Origin of the sequence: Larkinella sp. C7, from assembly GCF_006149005.1 — a bacterium.
In the GTDB taxonomy this organism is placed as follows: domain Bacteria; phylum Bacteroidota; class Bacteroidia; order Cytophagales; family Spirosomataceae; genus Larkinella.
In genome coordinates this window covers 89,922-102,674 of record NZ_VBSL01000010.1, presented here as the reverse complement: position 1 = coordinate 102,674, position 12,753 = coordinate 89,922, and the positions used below count along the sequence as shown (strand labels likewise).

At 54.1% G+C, this 12,753-nt stretch carries 10 protein-coding genes; 7 read left to right on the top strand and 3 right to left on the bottom strand.

Annotated features, from left to right (window positions below):
• Positions 1-19 precede the first annotated feature (19 nt).
• The 3 genes from arsN2 to FH871_RS22485 are packed head-to-tail and all read left to right on the top strand — an operon-like array spanning position 20 to position 2,333.
• Positions 20-472 (top strand): arsenic resistance N-acetyltransferase ArsN2, encoded by a 453-nt coding sequence (gene arsN2 / locus FH871_RS22495; protein WP_229317491.1) that lies wholly within the window; start codon positions 20-22, stop codon positions 470-472.
• Positions 469-1,533, top strand: a complete 1,065-nt coding sequence (gene arsB, locus FH871_RS22490; RefSeq protein WP_138993684.1) for an ACR3 family arsenite efflux transporter — start codon at positions 469-471, stop codon at positions 1,531-1,533. The genes arsN2 and arsB overlap by 4 nt, the downstream gene beginning before the upstream one ends.
• A complete protein-coding gene (locus tag FH871_RS22485) occupies positions 1,530-2,333 on the top strand; it encodes a metallophosphoesterase (protein WP_138993683.1) in 804 nt (267 codons plus the stop codon). Before arsB ends, FH871_RS22485 begins: the two co-directional genes overlap by 4 nt.
• A gap of 128 nt (positions 2,334-2,461) precedes the next feature.
• Here the strand turns inward: FH871_RS22485 and FH871_RS22480 are convergent, their stop codons facing one another.
• Complete coding sequence (locus FH871_RS22480; protein ID WP_138993682.1) at positions 2,462-3,187, bottom strand: trans-aconitate 2-methyltransferase; 726 nt, start codon at positions 3,185-3,187, stop codon at positions 2,462-2,464.
• A 434-nt stretch (positions 3,188-3,621) separates the two neighbouring features.
• On the opposite strand from FH871_RS22480, the gene nhaA reads away from it, so the two are divergent.
• Positions 3,622-4,812, top strand: a complete 1,191-nt coding sequence (gene nhaA, locus FH871_RS22475) for a Na+/H+ antiporter NhaA (RefSeq protein WP_138993681.1) — start codon at positions 3,622-3,624, stop codon at positions 4,810-4,812.
• A 22-nt stretch (positions 4,813-4,834) separates the two neighbouring features.
• Positions 4,835-5,893 (top strand): ArsO family NAD(P)H-dependent flavin-containing monooxygenase, encoded by a 1,059-nt coding sequence (locus tag FH871_RS22470; RefSeq protein WP_138993680.1) that lies wholly within the window; start codon positions 4,835-4,837, stop codon positions 5,891-5,893.
• Positions 5,894-5,941: 48 nt separating this feature from the next.
• Here the strand turns inward: FH871_RS22470 and FH871_RS22465 are convergent, their stop codons facing one another.
• Both FH871_RS22465 and FH871_RS22460 read right to left on the bottom strand, forming a co-directional pair.
• Positions 5,942-7,714 carry an ABC transporter ATP-binding protein gene (locus FH871_RS22465; protein WP_138993679.1) on the bottom strand — a complete coding sequence of 591 codons (1,773 nt, stop codon included), beginning with the start codon at positions 7,712-7,714 and terminating at the stop codon, positions 5,942-5,944.
• 70 nt (positions 7,715-7,784) lie between these two features.
• Complete coding sequence (locus FH871_RS22460; RefSeq protein ID WP_138993678.1) at positions 7,785-10,034, bottom strand: cation:proton antiporter; 2,250 nt, start codon at positions 10,032-10,034, stop codon at positions 7,785-7,787.
• 108 nt (positions 10,035-10,142) lie between these two features.
• Between FH871_RS22460 and FH871_RS22455 the strand changes: the two genes are divergently transcribed.
• Positions 10,143-11,162 (top strand): Gfo/Idh/MocA family protein, encoded by a 1,020-nt coding sequence (locus tag FH871_RS22455; protein ID WP_138993677.1) that lies wholly within the window; start codon positions 10,143-10,145, stop codon positions 11,160-11,162.
• Positions 11,163-11,390: 228 nt separating this feature from the next.
• A complete protein-coding gene (locus FH871_RS22450) occupies positions 11,391-12,743 on the top strand; it encodes a Gfo/Idh/MocA family protein (protein ID WP_138993676.1) in 1,353 nt (450 codons plus the stop codon).
• Positions 12,744-12,753 lie beyond the last annotated feature (10 nt).

Below are 12,753 nucleotides of genomic sequence, written 5' to 3'. Positions count from 1 at the left end.
AACGCGTTCAATGTTGAAAATGATGACTTTATCAATTGAAAATGTCCGCCCGGAAGACCGGGAAACGGTTATTGCGCTGTTGCAACAGGCGGAGTTGCTGACCGATGATTTGCCACCCGAACTACCCGGTTTTGTGATTGCTAAAGAACAGGAAACCGGCATTGGCGTGGCGGGTCTGGAACGCTTCGGAACCGTGGCACTGCTGCGTTCCGTGGCCGTTGAACCGCAGCACCAGGGTCGGCAAATCGCTGCGCAACTGGTTGACCGGCTGCTGGAAACTGCCCAAGCTGACGGGTTGGCCAACGTGTATCTGATCACGACCACCGCCGACCGCTATTTTGAGCGATACGGTTTTCTGCCCGTTGATCGACAGGACGTGCCTGAAGCCATTCAGCAAACGCAGCAGTTCAGTGCCCTTTGTCCCTCTTCAGCCATTGTGATGAAGCGAACGGTAAACAACAATGCCGCATGAACACGCCCCGCCTTTCATTTCTCGACCGGTTTTTAACGCTGTGGATTTTCCTGGCCATGCTCACCGGCGTGGGCATCGGCTACTTTTTTCCACAGTCGGAGGGCTTCATCAACGGGTTTAATTCCGGTTCGACAAATGTGCCGCTGGCCATCGGCCTGATTCTGATGATGTACCCGCCCCTGGCGAAGGTGCGGTATTCCGAATTGCCCAAAGTATTTTCCAATACCAGAATTCTGGGACTGTCGCTGGTGCAGAACTGGATCATCGGTCCGTTGCTGATGTTTTTTCTGGCCGTGATCTTCCTGCCCGACAAACCCGACTACATGACTGGTTTGATCCTGATCGGAATTGCCCGCTGCATCGCGATGGTCATCGTCTGGAACGATCTGGCGGGGGGCGACCGGCTCTACGCGGCCGGTCTGGTGGCTTTCAACAGCATTTTCCAGGTGCTGTTCTATTCACTCTATGCCTACGTTTTCATCACCGTTCTGCCGCCATTGTTTGGGTTACAGGGCTTCACGGTCGATATCACGATTGGCGAAGTGGCGCAGAGCGTGTTCATTTACCTGGGCATTCCGTTTCTGGCCGGTTTGCTGTCGCGGCTGATTCTGACGCGCGTTTTCAGCCGCCAATGGTACGAAGAGACGTTTTTATCGGCCATCAGTCCGATGACACTCATCGCCCTGCTGTTCACGATTGTGGTGATGTTCAGCCTGAAAGGAAAACTGATCGTTTCCATTCCGTTCGATGTGCTCCGGATTGCCGTTCCGCTGACGATCTATTTTGCCATCATGTTTTTCTCGGCGTTCTACCTGTCCAAACGGGCCGGTGCCGATTACGCCAAATCCACCTCGCTGGCTTTCACGGCCGCCGGGAACAACTTTGAACTGGGCATTGCCGTGGCCATTGCGGTTTTTGGCATCGACTCCGGAGCCGCTTTTGCCGCCGTCATCGGCCCGCTGATTGAAGTACCGGTGTTGATCCTGATGGTCAACTTCGCGCGTAAACAGAAGAATACATTTGGAATCTCCTCCCAAAAACCGTCCCCAAAAACCGTATGAAAATTGCCCTGTTTTCCGACATCCACGCCAACCTGCCCGCTCTGGAAGCGGTTTTAGCTGACATCGACCGCCAAAAACCGGACGCCGTGTATTGCCAGGGCGATTTGGTGGGGTACAACATCTGGCCCAACGAAGTGATCGCCGAAATCCGCCGTCGGAACATTCCGACCATTGCCGGTAATTACGACTACGGCATTGGCCGCTCGTCGGATGATTGCGGGTGTGCCTACAAAACCGAGGACGAAAAAGCCAACGGCAAGGTTTCCATTGCCTATACCAACAAAACCATAGGCGACAACGAACGGGCGTATTTGCGGACTTTACCCACCCACATTCGCGTCGAGTTTGAATTGGGCAACAATCCGGAACAATTGTGGCAGCAGCAGACGCCGGTTTCTTTGTTGCTGGTACACGGCAGCCCCCGGCGCGTCAACGAATATCTGTTTGAAGACCGCGGTGACCGCAGCCTGGCGCGTGTTCTGGAAGGTGCCAGCGCCGATATTATGTGTTTTGGCCACACGCACAAACCGTATTACAAAGTGGTGAATGCGCTGGGCGAAGGCGAAACACCGTATTACCGGCACGCCATCAACATCGGTTCCGTGGGCAAACCCAAAGACGGCGACCCCCGCGCGGGGTACGTTCTGCTCACGATCGGCGAAACCGCCCGGCCCGGTTCTGCCGATGGCGTTCACGTCGAGTTTGTTCGGGTGCCGTACGATGTGGAACGGGCGGCTCTGGCCGTCGAGCAGAGTGAATTGCCGGATGTCTATGCGCAGGCGCTGCGGCTGGCGCAATGAACAAGAAAGCTTGTTTCCAGTCGTATGCCTGGTGGCATGAAGCCTGACTTACGTAAATAGTGGTATTCTCCCGTTAATACCGGTGCCGTTTTTAACGCACTCACCAGAGCGCCAGAGGAACCGAATTTTTATGGCTTTTTCATGCATGAAATGATGAACTGGGCCGAAAAAACGTGCTTTATACCCGGAATTTTTTCCAGAAAAGGCTGTAAGAAATAGACCACTTTGGCGGGGCCGGTTGGAAAAAAGAAGGGGACGTAACCAACGTAGCTCCACGAATCAATTTGTCCGCCCGCATTGCGTATCCAGCGTTTTAAATCCCACTCGAAGAAGGACTGTTCTTCGTGTGCGATGTGATATTTGGACGTTTTTTCGATGACTTTCAGGATGGGGTTGTTGCCATTGGGTTCCATGATAATCAGGTGATCGGCGAACCGGAAAGCATTGGTGATGGCTTTTTGCTGATCGGAAAGGTGGTGGAGAACGCCCCGGATGACGGCTACATCGTATTTTTTGGCCGGAACAGGCAACTGGTCGTCCAGCAAATTAATGGTTTCAAACTGCACAGTAGGGTACTTCTTACTGGCGATCTGAATGGCCGAGTCGGCAGGATCGAAGCCGTGCACGTCCAGATGCGGGAAGTTTTCCTTGATGTTGTTGGTGTACATGCCGTCGCCACAGCCAATGTCTACCAAGGTTTTGTAATGTGGTTTGATGAGTTTGAAGATCTCGTCCGAAATCCGTTTGTTAGCGACATGCGACGAAAACTGCGCATTGGTGGTGTACAGAAAACCGCCATTTTCGTTCACATTCCGGTTGAACTCCTGGACATTTTTTTTCAGCGCCGTATTCATTATGCTAGGGGGTTAGATGAAGGAGAAGAGTGAAACTAATAGTGATCTTTGATCGGAGGATCAGGGTGGAACAAGGTGTAGCATGGCTAAAACGAGATTTGCAGCTTTCCCTCCGCGAAATAGCAGAACGGAAAGCCAGATGGGCCAGCCGCAAAACGGCTGAACACTGCTCGAAAAAGTGGCAAAAAGAGGAACTCCCCGGCACCCGATGAGGCCGCGTCAACGATCTAGCCCAGGGCTGGGGCTAGCGGAAAATCGTCGTCAGGGGGGAGTAAGTTGCAGCATAATTCTGAATGTGATCAATATCTATTGATCGGTTACTACGGCAAAAATTAAAAAGAAATTAAAAAAAGCAAGGGGAAAGATTAAAATCAGATTAAGTGGCCCTGCTGGAAGTTTCTTCTTACTATTGCAGTCTATCAATTGAAAAACCGATGAAAGCGACTTTTTTGAAACACTTCCAGGATTTTTTTACATCGGGTTCGATAGGCGGTTTCCTTCTCTTTCTCTGTGTGGTCATCTCACTCGGTATCGCCAATTCGCCCTTGGGGGCGTCCTTTGAAAACCTGCTGGCCACCCGGCTGGGAACGGACTGGGGCGGTCTGGATTTACAATACTCCGTTCTCATCTGGATCAACGATGGCCTGATGGCGATCTTTTTTCTGATGGTGGGCCTGGAAATCAAAAGGGAATTGGTCGAAGGAGAACTGTCATCCGTCAAAAAGGCGGCTTTGCCCATTTTTGCGGCCATCGGAGGTGTGGCGGTTCCGGCCCTGTTTTACATGATGCTGAACCGCGGAACCGAAACCACCGTGGGCTGGGGAATTCCGATGGCAACGGACATTGCTTTTGCCCTTGCCCTCATCACCTTGTTGGGAAAACGGGTTCCGGCGTCGCTGAAAATCTTTCTGACCGCCCTGGCTATTGTGGATGATCTGGTCGCCATCGTGGTGATTGCCATTTTCTACAGCACGGATCTGCACGTCAATTACCTGGCGTATGCAGGGGGTGTTTTGCTGGTATTGATTATTTTCAACCGGGTGGGCGTAACGAATCTGGCTTTCTACCTGATTCCCGGCCTGTTCATCTGGTATTTTATCCACCATTCGGGCGTCCATGCTACCATCGCCGGGGTGCTTACGGCCTTTACGCTGCCGACTACGCCGGATGACACCGAATCGGCACTGGAAAAACTGGAGCACATGCTGATCAAACCGGTCAATTTTGCCATCATGCCGCTGTTTGCACTCGCCAATACCAACATCCGGTTTGAAGACGGCATGTTGCAAGGCTTGTCGACCCCGCTGGGGTTGGGCATTTTGGTAGGGCTTGTGGTGGGCAAACCCGTGGGAATTACGCTGCTTTCCTGGTGCTCCGTCAAAGCGGGTTTGTGTACGTTGCCCGAAGGTGCGCGCTGGCCCCATATTATTGGGTTAGGCCTGTTGGGCGGCATCGGTTTTACCATGTCGATTTTTATCGCGCTCCTTTCGTTTGCCGGACAGCCGGTTTTTACCGCCGGTGCCAAATTTGCGATTCTCATCGCATCGGTTCTGGCGGGTGGTTTTGGCTACATTGTTTTAAGAGCCGTCGCCCGGAAAGACGACGTTCTGATCGCTGAAGAGTAAGTTTACGGACAAGAAAAACCCCATGAACGAATCACCGGTACGGGATCTGATTATTGTCGGAGGAGGACAATCCGCTCTGGCTACGGCCTACCATTTACAGCGCAGTTCCCTCGACTTTATCCTGCTGGATGAGCAATCGGCACCCGGTGGCGCCTGGCAGCACGGCTGGGAGTCGCTGCGGCTTTTTTCGCCGGCGGATGCCAGTTCCCTGCCTGGCTGGCTGATGCCCCGCACCGCGTCGTTGTATCCGTCGCGGCTGGACGTCATCGATTACCTTACGCAGTATGAGAAGCGGTATTCGTTTCCTGTTCACCGTCCGGTTCAGGTGCAAGCCGTCGAGCGTGCGGGTTCGTTGTTTCGGCTCATTACAAACCAGGGTGAATACCGCACCCGGACGCTGGTGTGTGCAACCGGAAGCTGGAGCAATCCTTACATTCCTGCGTATCCCGGAAGAGAAAATTTTCAAGGTCGGCAACTCCATTCGGCCCACTATCGCTTCCCCGCTGAATTGGCGGGAAAACGGGTGCTGGTGGTGGGCGGAGGCAACTCGGCGGCCCAGATTCTGGCAGAAGTGTCGAAGGTGGCGAATGCGACCTGGGTTACGTTGACCGAACCCACTTTTTTGCCGGATGAAGTCGATGGACGGTATTTGTTTCAGGCGGCCACCCAGCGGTTTCAGGCGGGGGACACCAAAACCGGTGGCAGTCTGGCCGATGTGGTCATGGTCGAACCCGTAAAAGAAGCCCGCAGTCGGGGTGTTCTGCATTCCGTCCGACCTTTTACGGCACTCACCCCAACCGGAGTAATTTGGCCCGATGGGAAAACCGAAGCCGTCGATGCCGTCATCTGGTGTACCGGTTTCCGGCCCGCCCTCGCGTTTTTAGAACCGCTTGACGTTCTTACGCCGGATGGAAAGGTCGCCGTAGCCGGAACGCGCTCGGTTCGGCAGCCGGGTTTGTGGCTGGTTGGCTACGGCAGTTGGACCGGTTTTGCCTCGGCAACCCTCATTGGCGTCAATCGGTCCGCTCGCCAGACGGCGCAGGAAGTCATCGGTTTTCTGCAAAAAGCCTTGTCTCCTTAACGAAAAAAACCGGAGTGGAGCCCCGGTTTTTTTCGTAGCCATTCTTGATTACACCACGGCCACTTCCTTGCGTTCGCCAATTTGCTGCCGCCACATGGCGTAGTATAATCCTTTCTGCAACAGCAAATCCGCATGACGGCCCTGTTCGGCCACGTGGCCTTTTTCCAAAACAAAAATCCGGTCGGCGTGCAGAATCGTGCTCAGGCGGTGGGCAATCAGAATCGTGATGTGCTGCCGCGAGCCCGAAAGCTGGCGGACGGTTTTGCCGATTTCCTCCTCCGTCAGCGAATCGAGGGCTGATGTGGCCTCATCGAACACCAGCAGGGTCGGACGGCGCAGCAACGCGCGGGCGATGCTCAGCCGCTGTTTTTCTCCCCCGGAAACTTTCACCCCGCCTTCGCCAATCACGGTATCGAGCCCTTGTGGAGCGCGACTCAAAAGCGTATCGGCGGCCGCCTGGCGGAGTGCCGTGAGGCATTCGGCATCGGTGGCATTCGGAGCTACAAAGCGCAGGTTTTCGCGAATGGTCCCGGCAAAAAGCTGCGTGTCCTGCGTTACAAAACCAATCTGTTCGCGCAATTCATCCAGATCGACTTCCGAACTCGGGATGTCGTTGTACAGAATCCGGCCCGCCAGCGGGGGATAAAGACCGACCAGCAGCTTGACCAGCGTCGTCTTCCCCGAACCGGACGGCCCGACAAACGCGATGGTTTCGCCCAGTTTGACATCGAACGAAATGCCATCGAGGGCCGGGTTGTCGGCGGATAAGTGTTTGAAACGGACGTCCTCGAACGCCAGCGTTTGAATCTTTTTGATTGGGATCGGATGGGCCGGTTTTACATCGCGGGGCGTGTCGAGAATCTGCTGGAAATTAGCCAGCGAGGCTTCCGTTTCCCGGTAAATATTGATGATGTTGCCCAACTCCTGCAACGGTCCGAAAATAGCGAAGGAGTAAATGAAGAGCGAGAAAAACTCACCCACCGTAATGCGTCCCTGCACCACAAGAAACAGCATCATCAGCATGATGGCATTCCGCAATAAGTTGACAAACGTGCCCTGCACAAACGACAGCGAGCGCACGTAACGGACCTTTTTGAGTTCGAGCCGCAGGATTTTTTCGGTGGTTGCATTCAGCCGTTCGGTTTCCTGCTGGGCCAGGCCGAGGCTTTTCACGAGTTCGATGTTGCGCAAACTTTCGGTGGTGGAACCGGCCAGCGCGGTGGTTTCGGCCACGATGTTCTTCTGCACGACTTTGATTTTTTTACTCAGCAGCGAACTGACAAAACCGAGCAGCGGAATGGTCAGAAAATAGGCCGGGGCAATGGGCCAGTACACCGTGCTGGCGTACCACATGACGAAAATAATCCCGACTACCGATGTGAATAATACGTTGACAAACGACTGGATGAGCTTTTCCACATCCGTCCGCACCTTCTGGAGTTTGCCCAGCGTCTCGCCCGAACGCTGGTCTTCAAACACCTGATAAGGCAGGTCGAGCGAGTGGCGCAAACCGTCGGAATAGAGCTTGGCGCCGAGTCGCTGCGTGATGACGTTGACGTAATAATCCTGAAAGTTTTTGGCGATGCGGCTCACCATCGCAACGCCCAGCGCCTGCAAAATCAGCAGCCCGGCACCATCGCTCAGGAAGCTCACGAAGTCCAGTCGCTGAATAGCCGAACCCGGTTTGACGACGTACTGATCGATGATTTTTCGGAAGATGTACGGATCGAGCAGCGAAAAAATCTGGTTGATGGCGGCCAGGAGCAGGGCCAGAATGAGGAGTGGCCAGAAACCGCGTAAGTAGCTGTACAGTAATTTCATAAAGTAAAAAAAGAGGTTTGATTTCGACCGGGCTGCGTACGGTTTTCAAAACAGGACAGCCCGTGGCGGGTCACTGCATCGTCCGCAAGCGGTTTTCCCGCTGAAACTCCTTAATGAGTTTTGTATTACCGGCCAACCAGATAACATCGCCCGGAAGGAAAAAGGTCGTTGAATCGGGATTTAAAATGCGCGTTCCCTTGCGTTCGATGCCCACGATGAGCCCCTGGGTTTTTTCCCGAATACCGGAATTTCGAATGCTTTGGTCGATGTACGGAAACGATTCATCGACGGCAATTTTCTGGAGCGATATTTCCTGCGCCGACGTAGCCTGAACCTTTTCTTTTTTAGCCGGTTCGATCAGGCTGATAAAATGTTCCAGTTGCTTGTCGGTGCCAATCACGGCAATTTTATCGCCCGGAAATAGCCGTTCGTTGCGGCCCGGCACCAGCATGGTCACGCTGCCCCGCGCAATGGAAATGACGTTGACGCCATATTTTTCCCGAAGCGCCAGTTCGGCGAGGGTAGACCCGACGCCCGGCGATTCGGCATTGACTTCAAAATAGGAAAGGTGGGCATCCCACGGCAGCAGGTTCCGCCCCATGCGGTTCTCCTGGTAGATCTGGCGGGAATTGAGGTTGACCAGAAACCGCTTTTCGATCAGCTCATAAATCAACGGAAGCCGCTTGCCCATCACGAGCCAGCCGCCGGTCAGCACGACGACGACGAAAAGCAACAGGCTAACGGAGAAAAATTGTTGCAGCAACAGCAGCACGAGCCCCAAACCGATGACGCCACGGGCAATTGCCAGCGTCACCAGTGGCCCCCGATACGCGCGTCGTTCGGTCCAGAGCCGGGTATAAACCGGCCGGTTGATTCGTTTCAGTACCAGTGCCCACAGAAACGGGGCCATCAGCAGAATGGACAGAAAACCGGTCAGAATATCGGCTCCCGGACTGCCGATGATTTCTTCCGCAATCAGGGGCATCAGCCAGCGGGATGCGAGCAGAATGATGCCCAGAATGACGGCGGTGTTGACGATAATGATCTGAATGTGTTCGCGAAGCAGTTGATACCAGTCACTCACACTGCCGATGGTTTGCGCCCCGGAGCTGTAGGCCGTCAGGAAGAGTTTGGTTCGCGGACTCAGCTTGCTTTCCACCCACGTGCAGAGCGGGCCGGATGCCTTGATCATGTAGGGTGTCGTAAATGCCGTCAGGGCGGAAACGGCAACGGCAATGGGATACAGAAAACCGCTGGTGACTTTCAGATTGAGGCCCAGTGTGGCGATGATGAACGAAAACTCCCCGATCTGCGCCAGGCTCATCCCGGTCTGGATCGATTGTTTCAGCGGCTGGCCCACCACGAGCGCACCGAGGGTAACAAAAATGGATTTGCCGAGAATAACGACGACGGTAACAATCGCAATCGGTCCGGCGTATTCGATCAAAAGAGCCGGGTCGATCAACATACCGACCGAGACAAAAAAGACCGCCCCAAACAGATCCTTGATGGAGGTCAGCAGGTGTTCGATGCGTTCGGCGTAAATGGTTCCGGCCAGAATCGACCCCATGATGAAAGCGCCCAAAGCCGGCGAAAAACCGACGCTCGTGGCGAAAACCACCATGAGCAGACACAGCGCCAGCGAGATGATCAGCAGGGTTTCGTCGGTGATGAATTTCCGGCCGCTTCGCAACAGGGAGGGAACGAGAAAAATACCACCCAGAAACCAGATGACCAGAAAGAACGCCAGTTTCATGATGGCGACCAGCATTTCGGCACTGAAAAACTGCTTGCTGACGGCCAGCGTAGAAAGCAGCACGAGTAGTAAAACCGCCACGATGTCTTCAATTACGAGAATACCGAAAACAATACCGGCAAACTGCTGGGTTTTGATGCCCAGTTCGTCGAACGCCCGGATGATGATGGTGGTGGAAGAAATGCAGACAATGCCGCCCAGAAAAATGCTGTCCATCGTCGACCAGCCCAGACACATGCCGGTGAGGTAACCCAGAAGAACCATCGCCGAAATCTCGATGACGCCCGTCATGGAAGCCGTGCCGCCGACCTTGACGAGCTTTTTGATGTTAAATTCAAGCCCGAGGCTGAACAGCAGCACAATGACGCCAATGTCGGCCCAGATGCGAATGGTGGCCGGGTCGGAAATGGTCGGGAATAATGAAAACTTTGGCCCTACGAGCACTCCGGCCAGAATATAACCCAGAACGAGGGGTTGTTTAAGCCATTTGAAAAGAAGCGTCGTTACGGCTGCGGTTCCCAAAATGATCGCCAGATCAATGATCAGGTTTGGTAAATGAGCCATATCTGGAAAAAAACCGTATTTTTATCGACCTACCCTTGAAACGGCAGACGGATAAAACGAATAAAATTGCTATTCTTACAATAATACGACCTTTTTAGCCCGAATCGGATGAATCATTTGCTTAACCGTAGAAAATTTCTGGGTGTGACAGCCACTACGGGACTCTCGCTCAGCTTGCCGCACACCCTCTTTTCGATGCCCGAACCGACTCCGTCGGCGGAGGGAAAACGGGTGGGTATCATTGGCCTGGACACCTCGCACAGCACCGCTTTCACCAAAGAACTGAACAGCCCGACCGCCGGTCCTGAGCTGGATGGCTACCGCGTTGTGGCGGCTTATCCGAAAGGCAGCAACGACATCGAGTCGAGCGTCAGCCGGGTGGCGGGGTATACGGAAGAAGTAAAAAAACTGGGTGTTGAAATCGTTGGTTCCATCGAAGAACTGCTCCGCAAGGTGGATGTGGTGTTGCTGGAAACCAACGACGGCCGGTTGCATCTGGAGCAGGCCCTGAAAGTGTTCAAGGCTGGGAAGCGGGTGTTTATCGACAAACCGATTGCAGCTTCGCTGGCCGATACCAAAGCTATTTTTGAAGCCGCCAAAAAGGCCAACGTGCCGGTTTTTTCGGCCTCATCGCTCCGCTATATGACCAGCGCGCAGGACATCGCACAAGGAAAAACCATCGGGAAAGTGCTGGGGGCTGACACCTACAGTCCGTCGCCCATCGAGAAAACCCATCCGGATCTGTTCTGGTACGGCATCCACGGCGTCGAAACGCTTTTCACGGTGATGGGGCCGGGTTGCAAGCAGGTGAGCCGGACGCACACGAAGGATATGGACGTGGTTGTCGGTGTCTGGAATGATGATCGGATCGGGACTTTCCGGGGAATCCGTTCCGGGAAAACCGGGTATGGCGGTACGGCGTACGGCGAAAAAGGCATCGCAGCCATCGGTCCCTACGAAGGCTACAAAGCGTTGCTGGTACAAATCGTGGAGTTCTTCAATACCGGAAAACCGCCGGTCAGTGCCGCCGAAACGCTGGAAATTTTTGCCTTTATGGAAGCCGCTGAGGAAAGTAAACGGCAGGGCGGAGCCACCGTGACGCTGGAAAGCGTGCTGCGAAAAGTATAAAGACGGTTCTTTAAGACGCCGTCCCAAACCGGATCAAAGCCGGAATGCCCCGCAGGGGTAGAATGTTAATAGATACAAGAAGTTAGCATCAAATCCAAGCTCCGGAGGAGTGTCGTCAAAGCACCCTAAGGGCGCTCCTCCGGAGCTTGAAAAAATAAGTATAGCCGATTGGGCTATTAACATTTTACCCCTCCGGGGTATGTTTCACAACCTATAACCCTTCAATCCATGCAATCATCGAATAAAACCCGCCGGGCGTTTATCAAAAAAACCGTATCGGGCACGGCGGCCTTATCGCTGGGGGGCATTCTGCCCGGTTTTAGTGCCAAAAGTTACGCCAGCATTCTCGGAGCCAACGAGCGAATCAAAGTGGCCGTGATGGGCGTCAATTCGCGGGGACTGGCGCTGGCGAGCAACTTTGCGCTTCAGAAAAACTGCGAGGTGCTGTACATCTGCGACGTCGATTCCCGGGCTTCCGACAAGGCCATTGCCACAGTGGAAGACCTGCAAAAAAGTCGCCCGAAAGCATCTCCTGATTTTCGCAAAGCCCTAGAAGACAAGGATCTGGAAGCACTGGTGGTGGCTGCGCCCGACCACTGGCATGCGCCGGCGGCTATTCTGGGCTGCAAAGCCGGCAAGCACGTATACCTCGAAAAACCGTGCAGTCACAATCCGCATGAAGGCGAATTGTTGATGGCGGCCACCGAAAAGTATAAACGGGTTGTGCAGATGGGCAACCAACGCCGGTCGTGGCCGAACGTAGCGAAGGCGATTCAGGAAGTGAAGGGCGGCATCATCGGTCGTCCGTATTTTGCGAAGGGCTGGTATACCAATAACCGGGCGTCGATTGGTGTCGGGAAAGAAGCCCCCGTTCCATCGTGGCTGAACTACGATTTGTGGCAGGGTCCGGCTCCGCGCCGACCGTTCAAAGACAATCTGCTGCATTACAACTGGCACTGGTTCTGGCACTGGGGAACGGGTGAAGCGCTCAACAACGGCACCCACATGATCGACCTGATGCGTTGGGGGCTGGGCGTCGAATACCCGACGCGGGTTTCCTCCGCGGGTGGGCGGTATCGCTACAAGGATGATTGGGAAACGCCGGATACCCAAGTGATTACGCTGGAGTTTGACAACAACACCAGCATCGTTTGGGAAGGACGTAGTTGCAATGGTCGCACGGTTGAAGATAATAGCGTGGGCGTCGAATTTTACGGCGAAACCGGTTCGGTTGTGATCGAAAGCGGGAATACCTACAAGGTGTATGACTTGCAGAGCAAACTGGTCAAGGATGTCAAAAACGATTTTGTCATCGACGCCCGTGACCGCATGAACCCGTCGCAGGCGCTGGATGCGATTCACATTCAGAACTTCTTTGACGGCATCCGGAAAGGCACGGCTCTGGCGGCCGAAATCAAAGGCGGACACCAGAGCACGCTGCTTTGCCAGTTGGGCAACATCGCCCTCCGGTCCGGCGAAACGCTGAACATCGACCCCAGCAACGGGCACATCAAAAACAAAGGTCTGATGAAAAAATACTGGCAGCGGGACTACCAATCCGGCTGGGAGCCAACGGTTTAATGATTTTTAC